Source organism: Peribacillus kribbensis DSM 17871 (assembly GCF_000430765.1).
In the GTDB taxonomy this organism is placed as follows: Bacteria; Bacillota; Bacilli; order Bacillales; family DSM-1321; genus Paraperibacillus; species Paraperibacillus kribbensis.
This window is the reverse complement of record NZ_AUMQ01000016.1, coordinates 305,258-321,104: the sequence shown is the minus strand read 5'-3', so window position 1 is coordinate 321,104 and position 15,847 is coordinate 305,258. Positions and strand designations below refer to the sequence as shown.

General features: G+C 39.2%; 14 protein-coding genes, 1 pseudogene and 1 riboswitch. Of the genes and pseudogenes, 14 read left to right on the top strand and 1 reads right to left on the bottom strand.

Going from position 1 to position 15,847, the window contains the following annotated elements; genetic code table 11:
- Positions 1-11 precede the first annotated feature (11 nt).
- The 3 genes from H539_RS0101470 (at position 12) to H539_RS0101460 (ending at position 2,726) form a co-directional block, all read left to right on the top strand.
- On the top strand, positions 12-1,631 hold the full coding sequence (locus tag H539_RS0101470; RefSeq protein WP_026692035.1) for a long-chain fatty acid--CoA ligase: 1,620 nt from the start codon (positions 12-14) through the stop codon (positions 1,629-1,631).
- A 66-nt stretch (positions 1,632-1,697) separates the two neighbouring features.
- Positions 1,698-2,258 (top strand): FAS1-like dehydratase domain-containing protein, encoded by a 561-nt coding sequence (locus H539_RS0101465; protein ID WP_026692034.1) that lies wholly within the window; start codon positions 1,698-1,700, stop codon positions 2,256-2,258.
- A gap of 27 nt (positions 2,259-2,285) precedes the next feature.
- Entirely contained in the window at positions 2,286-2,726 is a 441-nt protein-coding gene (locus tag H539_RS0101460) for a hotdog family protein (RefSeq protein ID WP_026692033.1), read from the top strand.
- A gap of 73 nt (positions 2,727-2,799) precedes the next feature.
- Here H539_RS0101460 and H539_RS0101455 read toward each other — a convergent pair whose 3' ends face one another.
- Positions 2,800-3,705 carry a LysR family transcriptional regulator gene (locus H539_RS0101455; protein WP_026692032.1) on the bottom strand — a complete coding sequence of 302 codons (906 nt, stop codon included), beginning with the start codon at positions 3,703-3,705 and terminating at the stop codon, positions 2,800-2,802.
- 176 nt (positions 3,706-3,881) lie between these two features.
- Between H539_RS0101455 and H539_RS0101450 the strand changes: the two genes are divergently transcribed.
- The 11 genes and pseudogenes from H539_RS0101450 to H539_RS32700 all read left to right on the top strand — a co-directional run bounded on the left by H539_RS0101450 (position 3,882) and on the right by H539_RS32700 (position 15,765).
- Positions 3,882-4,730, top strand: coding sequence for a 3-hydroxyacyl-CoA dehydrogenase family protein (locus H539_RS0101450; protein ID WP_026692031.1), 849 nt, complete (start codon positions 3,882-3,884; stop codon positions 4,728-4,730).
- 230 nt (positions 4,731-4,960) lie between these two features.
- Complete coding sequence (locus H539_RS0101445) at positions 4,961-6,148, top strand: acetyl-CoA C-acetyltransferase (protein WP_026692030.1); 1,188 nt, start codon at positions 4,961-4,963, stop codon at positions 6,146-6,148.
- Positions 6,149-6,341: 193 nt separating this feature from the next.
- On the top strand, positions 6,342-7,082 hold the full coding sequence (fabG, locus tag H539_RS0101440; RefSeq protein WP_026692029.1) for a 3-oxoacyl-[acyl-carrier-protein] reductase: 741 nt from the start codon (positions 6,342-6,344) through the stop codon (positions 7,080-7,082).
- 276 nt (positions 7,083-7,358) lie between these two features.
- Positions 7,359-7,659 (top strand): annotated as a pseudogene (locus H539_RS32705) (hypothetical protein); the annotation flags it as partial.
- A gap of 647 nt (positions 7,660-8,306) precedes the next feature.
- A complete protein-coding gene (locus H539_RS0101430; protein ID WP_026692027.1) occupies positions 8,307-8,768 on the top strand; it encodes a nuclear transport factor 2 family protein in 462 nt (153 codons plus the stop codon).
- Positions 8,769-10,016: 1,248 nt separating this feature from the next.
- Positions 10,017-10,101, top strand: a riboswitch (cyclic di-GMP riboswitch).
- Positions 10,102-10,291: 190 nt separating this feature from the next.
- Positions 10,292-12,892, top strand: a complete 2,601-nt coding sequence (locus H539_RS29965) for an EAL domain-containing protein (RefSeq protein ID WP_026692026.1) — start codon at positions 10,292-10,294, stop codon at positions 12,890-12,892.
- 383 nt (positions 12,893-13,275) lie between these two features.
- A complete protein-coding gene (locus tag H539_RS33340; protein ID WP_081415746.1) occupies positions 13,276-13,452 on the top strand; it encodes an EAL domain-containing protein in 177 nt (58 codons plus the stop codon).
- A gap of 3 nt (positions 13,453-13,455) precedes the next feature.
- Positions 13,456-13,599, top strand: coding sequence for a hypothetical protein (locus tag H539_RS31930; protein ID WP_162144676.1), 144 nt, complete (start codon positions 13,456-13,458; stop codon positions 13,597-13,599).
- Between the two features lie 100 nt (positions 13,600-13,699).
- Positions 13,700-13,942: an EAL domain-containing protein gene (locus H539_RS0101405; RefSeq protein WP_342663989.1), complete on the top strand. Its 243-nt coding sequence runs from the start codon at positions 13,700-13,702 to the stop codon at positions 13,940-13,942.
- 74 nt (positions 13,943-14,016) lie between these two features.
- Entirely contained in the window at positions 14,017-15,378 is a 1,362-nt protein-coding gene (locus tag H539_RS0101400; protein WP_051348393.1) for a sensor domain-containing diguanylate cyclase, read from the top strand.
- A gap of 213 nt (positions 15,379-15,591) precedes the next feature.
- On the top strand, positions 15,592-15,765 hold the full coding sequence (locus H539_RS32700; RefSeq protein WP_245602107.1) for an NUDIX domain-containing protein: 174 nt from the start codon (positions 15,592-15,594) through the stop codon (positions 15,763-15,765).
- Positions 15,766-15,847: the final 82 nt, after the last annotated feature.

Genomic DNA, 15,847 nt, shown 5'->3' with positions numbered 1-15,847 from the left:
GGAGGGACCAAATGAATTCCTTTCAATTAAATTTAAAAACATTGTTAGACAGATCTGCACGGTATTTTCCTGATAACGAAATGATATCAAGAGAACCAGATGGTTCGTTGTTTCGATATAATTATTCCCAATACTATAAACGGGTACAGAAACTAGCGAATGTTTTAAAATTGTTAGGTATAAAAAAAGGGGATAAAATTGCTTCTTTCGCATGGAATAACCATAGACATCTTGAGTTATATTTCGGAATTCCATGTTATGGCGCGATATTACATACCGTAAATATCCGGTATGGTGCAAAAGAAATCGCTTATTCCATAAGCCATGCTGAAGATGCCATTGTGTTTTTAGATAAAGATTTAGTACCAATCATGGAATCAATAGCTCACCAACTCCCTAAAGTCAAAGCGTATATAGTATTGGATTACACTGTACCTGAGACCAGTCTTTCTCCGGTATATAGTTATGAACAGCTCCTATCCAGTACGCACTCTACTTACTGTTTTGAGGAAGTCGATGAGAATCTACCAGCCTCTATGTGTTATACCTCTGCAACAACAGGACTTCCTAAAGGGGTTGTTTATAGTCACAGAAGTATATACCTCCATGCATCCGCTTTATGCTTTAGAGATGTAATGGGAATTTCTGAACATGATCATATTTTACCCATTGTTCCCATGTTCCATGTATGTGCTTGGGGCATCCCTTACGCTGCTATTGCAACCGGCGCAAAATTAATACTACCTGGTACACGTCCAAAAGCAGAAGACCTTTTGCAGTTAATTGACTCTGAGAAAGTTACGTTTTCAGCTGGTGCGGTGACACTAGGAATTGACATGCTGACCATACTAGAAGAAAAAAAATATAATATATCAAGTTTGCGTCAACTTATGTTGGGGGGACAAGCTGTACCAAAAGCCTTAATCGATGAGTATTTCAAAAAATATGGAGTGCCTGTTGTACAAGGATTTGGAGCAACAGAAACTTCTCCAATTGTAACATTTTTGCATATTAGGCGAGATCAATTGAGAGTAAGTGATGACGAAAAGAATGAGATTAGATCCAGACAAGGAATGCTTTTACCAGGCTTAGAAATGAAGGTTGTAGATGAATTGGGAAAAGAAGTCCCCTGGGATGATGAACATATGGGAGAAATTTTGGTCCGTGGTCCATGGATTGCAAGCGAGTATTATAATGACAATCGATCAAACTCGAGTTTTGTTGATGGATGGTGGAAGAGTGGGGATATTGCAACTATAAACAAAGAAGGGTCAATACGCATTGTTGATCGGGACAAAGACGTAATTAAGAGTGGCGGAGAATGGATATCTTCCGTCCAATTGGAGAATGAACTCATGGCCCACCCAGATGTTTTAGAGGCTTGTGTTGTTGCAGTCAATCATGAAAAGTGGTTAGAACGCCCAGTGGCTTGTATTTTGTTGAAAAATAATCAAACCGGGACAACTAATGTAGAAGAAGCACTCATTGAGTGGCTCACACCAAAGTTTCCCAAATGGTGGTTACCAGACCAATTTATGTTCGTAGAAGAAATTCCTAAGAACGCAAACGGAAAATATAACAAGAATTTATTAAGGGAAATTGCCAACCAATCTAGTTCTATTACAAGCTAATTTAGTAGAAGCAGCACAGCAGGTCGGATCTATGAAAGGAAGTAAACACAGAAAGGGTTAGAGGAAATGGAAGATTGGAAAAAAGAGTGGCAACCAATGATAGATGCAATAGGGCTAAATTTCAATGAAGGAAGGAAGCAATGGGGGGCAGACTCTGTTGAACGTGGCTCAATACGCCAATTCTTGGAACCACTTGAGTTCGATTGCCCCCTTCACTATGATAAAGCTGCTGCAAATGAGTACGGTTATAGCGATGTTGTTGCCCCTTATAGCAGTCTCTTTACTTGGTTGATTCCTCCCTACTGGGAACCAGGTATGGGTGTATTCAACCGTGCTGAAAGAAATACTCCAGTTACCGAACTTCCGTTGCTGGTAGTCAGTACTGATCTAGCACCTCCAACCCCCTTTTACTTTGCAACAAATGTTGAGGTTGACTATATCAAACCAATGACAGTCGGAGATCGACTTTGCCGGGTTGGAGATGTATTGCTTTCTTGTGTTCCGAAAGAAACAAAAGTTGGACGGGGAGCATTTCTAACTTGGGAAACAAAAATACAAAATGAAAAAGATGAACTCGTGGCAAAAATCCGTTTAGAAACATATCATTACTTTCCACATGATAAATAAAAGTATAAGCGAAAGGGATTACCATTTATGGGAGTTAAGCAACAGCATTATTGGGAAGATGTTCGTATAGGAGACGAAATTCCATCATTGCATTTTCCACTTAGCGTTGCCCGGCTGGTTATGGCAGCTGGCGCAAATCGCGATCTCAATTCTATCCATCATAATTCGGAGTATGCAAAAGAGACTGGTGCTCCTGATATGTACGCAAATATAATTTTCCTGTACGGAATGTGGGAAAGAACAGTTCGGGAGTTTATGGGACTCTCAGGAACTATAAAGAGTGTAAAGGAATTCCGTATGAAAGTCTTTAATACTGTAGGAGAAACAGTTGTGACGAAAGGATTTGTCAAAAAGAAATGGCAAGAAAATAATGAGTCATTAGTAGAATTACAGATATGGTCCGAAAATTCACGAAGTGTTACTGTAGGTCCTGGGCAAATTATTATTACTTTACCTAAAAGGCCTTAGAATAAAAAACTACGGTGTATTGTTTTATGGGCGGCGTTCATGGCTTATCAACTTCATATGTGGTAATTTTTCCCTAAAAGGAATTGATTTTCGTGATTAAACTGTTGATAAATTCCTTTTCTATAATAGAAGGGTTTTTATTTTTTGTTTGTATACAAATCAGATGAAGAATAGGATTATTCTTGTTGTCAACGTAAGGAATCATTATGATATCTCCATTTTTGATAAGAGGATCGTGCTTCATCAAATCAGTTGAAAAACCGATTGCTAAGTTATTTGCGATTACATTTTTAATTACGTCATCATTATTTGAATAAAATAGAACTTGCCCTTTTCCATATGATGAGAAGATTTTTTCCCAAACTTCTTTTGCGAATTTTTCGTTTCGAATAATCAGGGGATATTGTAGCATGTCTTTAGGATATATTACTTCTTTATTGGCTAAAAGCGAGTGTTTACTGACAGACACCATGAGCTTTGGTTGATAAATCGACCGGGATGTCAAGTGTTGAGAGACGGATTTGAACGTTTCATCTGAACCAAAGATAAAACCTAAATCCAGTTGATAATTTTTAATCGAGGCAATAATATTTTCCGTGCTGTCTTCGTTAATTTCAATTTGGATATTGGGGTATTCATTTTTAAATGCATATAAGGCCTCAGGAAGAACCGTAGAGAAGAAGATAGGGGATGAAGAAATAGATAAATTCCCCTTCATCAAACTGGCTTTTTGGCCTACGTTTTTAAGCTCTGTAATCTTGTTCATGATATCGTAGGACAATTTAAGAACAGTCTTACCCTCCTCTGTACAAATACTTCCTGCCCGTGATCTTTTAAAAATAGGTATTCCCAACTCGGATTCAAGGTTTGAAATAGCTTGGCTAATAGCAGAGTGTGAAACGTGTAATGTTTCTGCAGCACTAGAAATAGTTCCTCTTTTTGCGACTTCTAGTATATACTCCAGTTGTTCAAAATGCATGTTAATAACACTTCCTTATACCCTAAATTCTTGTAATGACTGATTTCGGAAAAGTTCCAATATTCTATATTTTAAGCGCTTACTCAATAACTAACAAGGTAATTATTTTATATAAACAAAGGGGCTATGACCAAATGTCGCTTAGATTAGCCATATAAATAAGGAGGACGGATAAGGTGTCTCGACCACTATTACAGCAGTGTGATGAAGTATTAGTCATCGGTTGTGGATTAATGGGTGCTGGTATTGCCCAAGTAGTTGCACAGGCAGGGTTTAATGTAATTGTTGTGGACAGAACGGAAGAAGATCTAATCAGGGGGAAAGACCAGATTGAAAAAGCTTTAACAAAGCAAGGTAATGTAGACCAGGAAAACATTAAAAAACGTATTACCTTCACAACTCGAATAATTGATGGGAAAAATGCAAATTTGGCTATTGAAGCAATTCCTGAAAAAATAGACCTAAAAAAAGAATTGTTTGTTACACTAGATAAACTTTTAAAGCCAGAGGCTATCATAGCAAGCAATACTTCTTCCTTATCTATTTCAGCCATGAGTTCAGTTACGAAAAGACCGGAGCAGGTAATCGGCCTTCATTTTTTTAGCCCTGTCCCGATTATGCAACTACTAGAAATTGTAGTTTCGATTAATACAAGTAAAGACGTTGTAGAGTCGGCAAAAGCCTTTGGAGAGAAACTGGGAAAAAAGACTATTATAGCAAAGGATTATCCTGGATTCATTGTAAATAGAGTGTTGGTCCCGATGTTAAATGAAGCAGCGTTTCTTGTTATGGAAGGGAATGATCCATACGAGATTGATAGGGGTATGATGCTCGGTGCTAACCATCCTATTGGGCCGTTAAAACTGACTGATATGGTGGGTGTTGATGTTGTGTTATACACATTACAAAGTTTATATGAAGGGTTTGATGATTCAAAATATCGTCCATGCCCTTTGCTAAAAAGAATGGTGGAAGCTGGCCATCTTGGCAAGAAGAATGGAAAAGGATTCTACGAGTATAAATAATGTTTTATAACGATTAATATACAAAACCATGTCGACTGTAGAAACCTGTTTGAGCATGCCATCGGACAGTGAAGCAATTGAGTTTATTGCTTGAAGAATATCAGACGACCCTAACATATTTACTAATTAACAATATGAAATTACAAAACATAGCAAACCTCATTGATTAAATTAATCAGGATAGTTAAGCATAGCAAATGATGGAAGGTAAGGAAAAGGGAGAGAGTAATTTGACGGCAATTTATATTATTAATGGCGCAAGAACAGCGATCGGAACATTTGGAGGAACTTTAAAGAACGTTGATGAAGTTGAGTTAGGAGTGATAGCGACAACAGAAGCAATTAAGCGAAGCAATATATCGGCGATGGAAATTGATGAAATTATTTTTGGGAATGTAATCCACACAAGCAAAAACTCCGCCTATTTAGCTCGACATATTGGCTTGAAAAGTGGCTTGCAAGAAAATTCTTCAGCATTAACGTTGAATAGACTTTGTGGATCAGGTCTACAATCGATTGTATCAGGTGCACAATCGATTGCTTTAGGTGATGCTAATGTAGTAGTGGCAGGTGGTACAGAAAACATGAGTTTATCACCACATATTTTAAGAGGCACTCGTTTCGGTTCTCCAAATAAAGCGCCAATCGTTGATGATATGCTGTGGGAGACATTAACGGATAGTCATGTTGGTTGTGGTATGGGTATGACAGCCGAAAACTTGGCTGTAAAATATTCCATTTCCCGTGAAGAGCAGGATGAATTTTCAGTTAAGTCGCATGAAAAAGCAATTATAGCTAGAGAGAGTGGTAGATTTTCAGAAGAAATCGTACCGATCAAGATAAAAATTCGAAATGGTGAGGAAGTCATTTTTGAAACCGATGAGCATATTCGTGAAGGTACAACATTGGAGGGGTTAGCAAAATTGAAACCTGCTTTTAAAAAGGATGGAACTGTCACAGCTGGTAATGCCAGCGGTATAAATGATGGTGCAGCAGCCGTAATATTGGCATCTGAAGAATACGTTAATAAACATAATTTAAAGCCACTTGCGAAAATTTTATCCTGGGGCGTTACAGGTGTTGATCCAAGCATTATGGGAATTGGCCCGGTACCAGCAAGTAAAAAAGCCTTGGAAAAAGCCGGTTTAACACTCGGAGATATTGATTTATTTGAGCTGAATGAAGCCTTCGCTGCACAGTCTTTAGCTGTTGTCAAAGAATTAGGTGTTGATGTTAGTAGAGTCAATGTTAATGGCGGGGCTATTGCTTTAGGACACCCAGTCGGTTCAAGTGGAACACGTATAACATATTCACTAGCGTTGGAAATGCAAAAAAGAGGAGCTAAATACGGGCTAGCGTCATTATGTATTGGCGGGGGACAAGGCATTGCAATTGTAATAGAAAGCACTAAAGCATAAATTATAAGACTACAAATCATTAAGGACGTTAATCTATAAACGCCAAGGCTTTCTTTGTTTAAGTCCCCAGAATGTTATTTGGCGAATAGTAGTCACGGAATTTAAGAGTAAGACTCATAAACCTATGGAAAGCTACTTTGTACAGCGAGGTCTAGGTAAGTATGAAAAACATCATTAACAAGGGGAAATAAAAATGCGATTGAAAGATAAGGTGGCAATTATTACAGGAGCCGCAAATGGAATAGGAAAAGCGACTGCGCTGAAATTTGCCAGTGAAGGTGCCAAACTTGTGGTAGTAGACCTTAATAACGAGGGTATTGACCAGACAGTCGAAACGATCAAAACAAGGGGAGGTGAAGTAACCGGACTGGTTGTTGATGTGACAAAACGTGAAGAAGTAGAGTGGTTAATGTCTAAAACTATTGACCAATACGGAAGAGTCGATATTGTTATTAACAACGCAGGCATCACACAGGATGCACAACTTCTTAAGATGACAGAAGAGCAATGGGACAGTGTTATTGACGTGAATCTAAAGGGAGTGTTTAATGTTGCACAGGCAGCAGCAAAAGTGATGATAGAACAAAAGAGTGGTGTGGTATTAAATGCTTCTTCTGTTGTTGGGACATATGGAAATTTCGGTCAAACTAATTATGCCGCATCGAAATGGGGGGTAAATGGAATGACCAAGACATGGGCGAAAGAACTAGGTAAATATGGTATTCGTGTAAATGCTATAGCTCCAGGCTTTATTTCCACCTCAATGACAGAAAGAATGCCCGAACATTTGATAGAAATGATGAAGAAAAAATCAGTGCTTAATAGAATGGGAACTCCAGAGGAAATTGCGAATGGCTATGTATACCTTGCTTCAGATGAAGCTAGGTTTATTACCGGCACCATTTTAAATATCGATGGTGGAGTCGTCCTTTAATAATCAATCTAGGAATTGTAATTACATGGGAGGTAACCATCGATAAATATTGCACTTAAACTAAACTAGCTAATAGTTTATCAATATTTTCATCTTTATATTGACACTTATACGTTCAGGCAAAACTTCATCTCCATACGATTTTTGATCAATGATTAAACTTAAACTAACAGGTGTGTTAGTCTGGGCTGCATCAGCGGCCATTTCTATTTCGATTAACAGACTTTCCGAAACCTTTTTTTTGCCGGATTTTTATCGGTAAAAAGACATAAAAAGGTTCATAGCTGCGGTACGGTTAGGCCGCATGGAGAAGCTAAACTTCGGCAGCCTGAAAAGAATTTCTATATTGTGGGCATGAAAACCTCCGGCCGTGCTCCGATTCCTTCTCGCAACAGGATAGGAACAGGTCCGTTCTGTGGTGGCCTATTTGACAGGAGACTTCGAGGGGGCAAAGGAAGTACAATTGGAGATTCCTGAGGGCGGTGGCTTCCTGGCCGTGAGGAAGCCGTGTCCGGTGGGGTGCCAGCAGGTATCGGCCCTTCACGCATGGAAAGAAAAAACTCTTGTTTGTTCTTGATTAGAAAGGCATGCATCGAGCCTGCCTGGCGGCTGTCCCGGCAGCCTGAACATCTGATGGAATCCCGAAGAAGAAAAAGAAGGGAAGCCTCCCGTGAAGCAAATGCCCCCTATGCCTTTAGGCTGCCTGCGCCACTAAAACGAGAGGATCACTTTGAACATCCTATGGAATATATTACTCTCCTGTATTCATGAAATGGTTCGTAGCACAAGGCATAAAGCCCGTTATATCCTTCAGGAAATATAGAGGTCTGCGGGCCTGTGCGTGAATTAGGTTGGATTAGTGAATAGAGCATAGGGTTTCTTAAGGAACAATCTGTTAAAATTAGGCCAAAAACGAGGGATTTTATTATGAGTTTCCTACTAAGCTGTTTGGAAAAAGTAAGAAGAAGCAAAAACGGTGGTGGCCAGTAAACCAAAGACAGCCCCGAGATTGAGCGCAATGGGGATCTAGGCGTGTATAAAATAAACATCCAAAATTCCCGGCTAATTACAAGCATATCGGCGACTTGCTGATTGTAAATGAAACTAGGTGCTTTTTCTTAGTAGATTGAGATTTAACGGCCAATTCCCTTACTCTATCTGTTCGTTGGGGCGGTCTAAAAGCTAACATAAGGAACAAACGGAAAATAGAAAAGAGGAGACTAAATGAACAAACTCGTACCCCCTTTTACCAGGGAAACCGCAATTCAAAAAGTCAGGATGGCAGAGGATAGTTGGAACAGCCGTGATCCGCATCGGGTGTCCCTTGTCTATACAGAGGACAGCCGATGGCGGAACCGTACCGATTTTCCGGTTGGTCGAGCGGAAATCGCAGCGTTTCTCACCAAAAAGTGGGCTAAGGAGTTGGATTACCGGCTAATTAAGGAACTTTGGTCGTTCACTGATGACCGTATCGCAGTGCGCTTCGCTTATGAGTGGCACGATAATAGTGGCAATTGGTTCCGTTCCTACGGGAACGAGAATTGGGAGTTCGCTACCGATGGCTTGATGAAGCGACGCTATGCGTCCATTAACGACATGCTGATTAGCGAATCCGAACGGAAATTTCATTGGCCGCTCGGTCGGCGCCCAGATAACCATCCCAGTTTAACGGATTTAGGCTTATGACCCGTACCGTATTCGAAAAGGCGGATGTCATTCCGTTGGTTGCCGAGGTTTTTCGCGAACTCGGTAACGAAGGAGCATCCATGAGCAAGATTACGGCCCGCACAGGAATCCAAAGGGAGCCTTTACTATTTCTTTCCCTAAGGAAAAGACGAAATGGCCGCCGAGATCCTTGCACATATAGATACCTGGTTCGTTGGCTTGTAGGTGCTTTTGCTCTCGACAAGACTCGGGACCGTTTCGCTACGGTGATTTACCAATATTTCCGAAGATGCTCGGCGCTCAATGATGAATCGATTTTCGAGCGTACCATCTCGGGTTTGGCCAGCGTGTAGCGATGTGTACTCAGACAAAAGGATAAAGCTAACGAAGTATGTTAGTCATTCATCGGTGTTTTACCCGGTTTCGGGTGCGTTAGTTGAAGATCGTTTGGCTGCTTATGCAGCCTTTTTTGTTGATAGAAGGGCTTATCAGTATTTAGGGCTTAATGAGCACAAAGGATCATCTAAAGGGTGTTCCTTTTTTTATTTTTAAAAATAGTATGTTTAAAAAATATCGAAATCTTGCCGAAAGAATAGGTGAAATCTCTTTGTATGCAGGATGTTTGTAATAGATGTGAGGCTTAAAGTGAATGTGTAATCTGAGTCGGTTAGTTTTTTAAAGCAGTTTGTCCATAGTATTTTTACGGTTTTTCTTTCTAGGGATCAATATTTTTTCTTTTTTTAAGAAGTCTGCTATTTGTAATTGAAAAACGGAAAAAGAAGAACGTTGATAAATAATAAACCCCGCTATTAACTGGTATTTTATCTTATACTTGGCGCCTCCTTATCAAGAAGTATGAAAAAACACAGAACTGTATTCATGTATCTATGTTGCGGCTTTTGCATTTTCTTTCGTGGATTGATTCGTTTCTGCCCCTGCCTTTGCAGAATCTTTGGTTTTCGGATGCTGCTGAAGCTGCAAAGCCAGCTCTGTCTATTTTAAAATATTATTGACAAAGAGGAATGGCAGGATTTGATGACTTTAAAAAGTAGGATCCGTCCATGGATTGATAGTATTGGTGAATAGTAGGGAGGATTAAATGAATAAAAGTTTCTACCCCATGATGAGCTGCGAGTAAGTTCCAAGGAACTCGTTCTGATATTCTAATTTTTTATGGGATAGAGCGGAAACACATTGACGTGTGAAATTAGACCTATATAATAAAAACAAACGTTAGTTAAATTTTGAAAATTAACCATTCACATACAATTAAGATAAAGGCAAATTCTCCGAAAGGTGAAGACGCAAAGCTATAGGGACTAAAATCGAAAGATTATGTCAGCCAGTTACCGATTAATTTTTAAAGAAGTAGACTAATCGGTTTCGATTAGTTTTTTTTATTATTTTATATATAGACAAACCCGTCGCCTTTAATGGTTGTTTAAATGTGGAAAAATCGCTTACCGAAAATGGCAAACCCCAAAAATGTGAACAAAGCATTGCCATATCAGTTCTATACTGACTCGGTCTTTTGGAGGGCTATAATGATGAAGAACTTAGAAATGAACCTTATGAAAGCACTGAAACAAAAAGAATTTGTTCTTTATTATCAGCCAAAACTTAATTTAAGTTCAGGAAAGATTATGGGAGTTGAGGCATTGATTCGTTGGGAGCATCCCGAAAAGGGGACCATCCCTCCAAAAGACTTTATTCCTTTTGCGGAAGAATCAGGATTGATCATTCCAATCGGTGAATGGGTTTTGCATACCGCTTGTCAGCAAAACAAAGCATGGCAGGAAGATGGATTACCTCCTTTAATTATGGCGGTCAATTTGTCTGCGCGTCAGCTTTTTCAAGCAAATATAGTAGATAGGATCCAATTTATTTTAAAAGAAACAGGACTTTCTCCTGAATACCTGGAAATTGAGATTACCGAGAGTATGGTAATGGATGTTCAATCCACTCTTCCTATTTTAAAGGAGTTGAAACGAATTGGTGTCCGAATTAGTTTAGATGATTTCGGAACAGGATATAGTTCCCTTTATTATTTGAAGGAATTTCCCATAGATATTATCAAGATAGACCAGAGCTTTGTGCGCAATTGCACGATGGACATGAAGGATTCCACGATAGTAAAAGCAATAATTGCAATGTCTCACGAACTAAAACTGGAAGTGATTGCTGAAGGAATTGAGTCAAAAGACCAATTGATTTTTCTACAACAACATCTTTGTAATAAGGGACAAGGATATTTCTTTAGTAAACCATTACCTCCTAATGAATTTGTTATAAAATTTTATGAAATAGAACAAATCGTTCGACAGGAGGGACTTCCTCAAAAAGTAAGCAATCAAAAATGGCTGGAAGTAGCACTAGAAAAAACCCGTCAAGAATTACGGGAAACTATGAGACAACAACAAGGGATGATATTTAAGTTTGTCGAAAAGGATGGAAAATTCATTCATACTTTAAGTGATGGTGAATTGCTATATCGAATGGGGCTTACCCCTGAACGTATTAATGGAAGGGAAGTATATGATTTTCTTGAAATTACCGATGCTGAAGAAAAGCTTCCATATTATCAAAGAGCGTGGGAAGGCGAGGAGAACGTAACTTATGAAGGGAAATTAAATGACATTTGGTATTTTGCCTCTTTACGTGCTATCCGAAGAGGCGGACAAGTTGCTGAGGTCATTGGTTCCTGTGTGGATATTACGGATAGAAAGAAGGTTGAAGAACAGTATAGACGGTTAGTAGAATTTTCTCCAGAACCGATTATTGTATATCATCGTGGATTTATCCAATATGCGAATCCTGCATGTATCCAATTATTAGGTGCATCCTCATTAAAAGAGTTAACGGGAAAATCGATTATGGCTTATTTCCATCCTGAATCCGTTCGGATAATTGAAAAACGAATCCAAGAGTTGAATGAAATAGGTATTTCGGTACCTCCAACTGAAGAAAAAATTATACGTGTAGATGGAACTTTGGTTGATGTGGAAGTAACAGGAATCACAATTGAACATGATGATAAACCATCTTTCTTGATGATATATCATGATATAACAGGAAGAAAACGGACTGAGGAAGCTCTCCGAAAAAGCGAATCGGAGTACCGACTCATTGCAGAAAATATGCAAGATTTAATTAGAGTGATAGATACAAACGGTGTAATTCAATATGCCTCTCCTTCGCATGAATCTGTATTAGGATTTTCACCAAGCGTTTATAAAGGCAGTTTATATTATGGATTTATGCATCCTGACGATATATCAAGAACACAAGAACAATTTTCTCAAATGATTTCTACGAAAACACCTCGTCAAGTTGAATTCCGATATAAACATTCCAATGGTGGATGGGTGTATGTGGAATCTTTCGGTACTCCTGTACTTAATGAGCAGGATGAAGTAACATCTATTGTAATTGCAGGACGAGATATTTCAGAACGAAAGAAAGCGGAAGATTTAATACGAAAGTCAGAAAAACTATCCGTTGTAGGTCAATTGGCCGCAGGAGTCGCACACGAAATAAGAAATCCGCTTACTTCGATCAAAGGCTTCGTTCAACTATTACAAAAGGAATTGGATAAGCCTTTCTTTACAGACGTGATACTTTCAGAAATTAAAAGAATAGAAAGGATTGTGGGAGAATTTTTAACCCTTGCCAAGCCCCAATTACCACAAATGAAAGAAATAGATGTAATCGTTCTTTTAGAACAAGTGGTATTCTTATTTGATTCACAAGCGTTCTTGCATAAAGTTGGATTCATACAAGAAGTTGATTCAGTTTCGGAATTACCACCTATCTACTGTGATGCAAATCAAATCAAACAGGTTTTTATAAATATTTTACAAAATGCAATAGAAGCCATGACACATGGAGGAATTATCAAAATCCTTATTAATCGGGAAGATTCAGATTCCATAAAGATTCGATTTATTGACCAGGGATGTGGCATACCTGAAGAACGGATAAAAAAGATTGGAGAACCCTTTTACAGTACAAAAGAAAAAGGAACAGGGTTGGGGTTAATGATTAGTCAAAAGATTGTCCAAGAGCATGGAGGGACAATGAATATCGAAAGTACCGTTAATCAAGGAACTAAGGTTGACGTTATTCTACCAGCGTTGGAAAGATGACGCTGGGAACTACCGATGTTTTGAGAATACGTTACACCGTTCCATAAAAATGGTGAAATTGTGGTTATTCTTAGAGTTAAAATGCTAAAGGAATTGCAATATAGATTAAACCATGATACTTTGACGGGTATTAATAATCGGGAATACTTTGAACGGAAATGTCCTACCTATTTGAATGGGTCCAAACACCTCAACAATTCCTACAGCAACGAAATCGGGGGTCTAGTACTCCGGGAAATTGCAGGGCGAATTCAGTCGCTTCTGGGGAAAATGGTTTTGTCGCTCGTGCTGGAGGGGATTAATTCGTAGTCGTTTACAGGGGGAAAAGTCTACAGGATGACGGGCTTTGTCTAAGGACCTCTTGATGGAACCGATTCGAAGCGTTGTTGAGATGGAATGTTCCTGAATGCGGAATGGTCTCGCCTGGGGAGTTCATACCGGTAGCTGAGCAGTCATGTGCCATCATTCCACTGGGTAACTGGGCGTTGGACCGGGCATGCGAGGATTTTAAAGAGATGTATAAAAAGGGGCTTCCTTACAAGCTTTCGGCGAATGTCTGAGCCATGAAAAGCCAGCAGAAAGACTCTGTACAGACCGTCCAATCTACCTTGCAAAAGCATGACTTTGATCCCCGCTTTCTGACGCTGGAAATCGACGAGAGCATCTTGTTAAACAACATGGATGAAACCATACAAAAATTGTGGTAGATTCGGAGGATGGGAATTTCTATTGCAATCGACGACTTTAGGGTATTCCCTCCTTGAGTTATTTGAAGGGACTTCCTATAGATATCCTTGAAATGGACCAATCCTTTATCCGGGATTTATCTTAAGTGAAAAGGAACGCTCTATTGTACAATCGGTAATTGCCATGTCCCATGGACTGGATTTATTGGTGGTGGCAGAAGGTGTAGAAGAGATCGACCAATATAAGTTGATGCAGAGCTTGCATTGCGGCTTTGTGAAAAGGTACTACCTGGGACGTCCGGTTCCGTTTGACAAGGTAAGGGATGATTTTCTTAAAACAACAAGCCGTCAAATTTTAACATAAAATAGGATACTATCCAATGTAGCCCACTTTCTTATGAATGAAAGAAACCATGAAGGAGACTAAAGTGAAAATACATGCATAATACAAATTTTTTTACAGAAAGCTTCAGTCAAAATATTATCGGCGATGAACAAAGTGGTGACATCCAGGCAAGTGAGCAACAAATGCGTATATTAATTGATTTAATTCCAGAATTGATCCTTTTAAAGGACGGTATAGGACGCTGGATCCTGACAAACCAGCTGGTGCTGGATCTATATGGATTAGGCGGTCGCGATTACATTGGAAAAACGGACATGGAGCTTGCGGATATGAGTCCCCAGCATAAGGAGTCGTTTGATTATAATGTTGAAACCGATGAGTTGGCCTGGGAAAGACGCACTGAATTAAAAATCGAAAAGAACATTCTGGGACAGGACGGCGTGATGAAGGTTTGGGAAGTGATCAAAACCCCTATTTTCGATAAAAACGGAAGAAGGCACCGCATGGTTATCGTGAGCCGTGATGTAACAGAGAGGAAAAAAGCCGAAAAAGCTTTGCAATTAAGCGAAAAGAAGTACCGTTTGATAGCAGATCATATGAATGATCTAATCGCTATGATTGATAAAGACGGCAACATGAGATATGGATCTCCCTCTCTTGAGAGGGGATTAGGTCGTTGTGGAACGTTTAACATTTTCAAGATTGTGCATGCAGAAGATTTGCCTTCAGTACTTAAAACGCTTAAGCGGATGATTTCTGAACAAAAAAATGAAGCAAAAGCGGAGTTAAGGTTCAGACATATGGATGGACGCTATATTTGGTTTGAAATCAGCTTCTCATGCGTGCAAGAGGTCGATGGTGTGATGAATCATTTCATTATGGCTGCTCGAGATATTAGTGAGCGTAAGTGTTACGAACACCATCTAGAATTCCTGGCCTACCATGACCCGTTAACTGGCACTCATAATCGCCGCTGGTTTATGGAAAAAATCCCGCATGAAATCACAGTGGCTAAACGTAACAAAACCCAAATGGCGTTCATGTATCTTGATGTCGATAATTTCAAACAGATTAACGATTCATGGGGTCATGAAGTTGGAGATGAGATTCTCATACAGTTAATCGAAAGAATTAAAACAGCGTTGCGAGCGGTAGATACAATTACAAGAATGGGGGGAGATGAGTTTGTTATCGTTATTCCTGACTTGAAGTCTCAAGAAGAAGCTTTCACTGTTGCAAATCAACTTTGTACGCTCCTTCAACAACCCTGGCTGGTCAAGGACCAAGAAATACTAACCACCTCATCCATTGGTGTAGCCATGTATCCCAATCATGGTAAGACCCTTCAGCTGCTGTTAAAGCACGCAGACCAAGCCTTATACAGGGCGAAAACAAAGGGACGCAACCAGGTTCACTTCTTTAATAACAATCTTAATATCGAAACTTGTTATTAATTCGCATTTATGTGACGAAGTACAAGGTTATTTTAATAGTAAACCCATAATACCTAAAGTGTTAGAAGCAAAGTTCTCACAACTTTCAATCTCACAATAAAAGGTATCAGCCATTTTAATTTACATGTCCTACTATTATTGTTATGAACGAAAAAAGAGATTTTTTTTCAACACCCTTCAGATACAAAGGAATGGGGTTTGCCCGGCGGGACAATGGAAATTGGTGAAAGTTTAGAACAAACCGGTGAACGTGAGCTTTTTGAAGAAACGGGGGTAAAAGCAAAGCGTTTTAAGTTTAATGATGTTTTGTCAGGAAGCGAAGTTTATTATAAATATCCTAATGTTGATGAAGTGTATAGCGTTATTTGTGTTTTTAGCAGAAGATAGAAGTGGTGAGTTAGCAATGAATGACGGTGAAAGTGTTGCATATTTTGATTATAAGGTATGGAAACAAGTTGTAAAAATACCT

Coding starts and splice junctions, on each gene's coding strand:
- H539_RS0101470 (WP_026692035.1), top strand. CDS start 12: ATGAATTCCTTTCAATTAAATTTAAAAACATTGTTAGACAGATCTGCA.
- H539_RS0101465 (WP_026692034.1), top strand. CDS start 1,698: ATGGAAGATTGGAAAAAAGAGTGGCAACCAATGATAGATGCAATAGGG.
- H539_RS0101460 (WP_026692033.1), top strand. CDS start 2,286: ATGGGAGTTAAGCAACAGCATTATTGGGAAGATGTTCGTATAGGAGAC.
- H539_RS0101455 (WP_026692032.1), bottom strand. CDS start 3,705: ATGCATTTTGAACAACTGGAGTATATACTAGAAGTCGCAAAAAGAGGA.
- fabG (WP_026692029.1), top strand. CDS start 6,342: ATGCGATTGAAAGATAAGGTGGCAATTATTACAGGAGCCGCAAATGGA.
- H539_RS0101430 (WP_026692027.1), top strand. CDS start 8,307: ATGAACAAACTCGTACCCCCTTTTACCAGGGAAACCGCAATTCAAAAA.
- H539_RS29965 (WP_026692026.1), top strand. CDS start 10,292: ATGATGAAGAACTTAGAAATGAACCTTATGAAAGCACTGAAACAAAAA.
- H539_RS31930 (WP_162144676.1), top strand. CDS start 13,456: ATGAAAAGCCAGCAGAAAGACTCTGTACAGACCGTCCAATCTACCTTG.
- H539_RS0101400 (WP_051348393.1), top strand. CDS start 14,017: ATGCATAATACAAATTTTTTTACAGAAAGCTTCAGTCAAAATATTATC.
- H539_RS32700 (WP_245602107.1), top strand. CDS start 15,592: ATGGAAATTGGTGAAAGTTTAGAACAAACCGGTGAACGTGAGCTTTTT.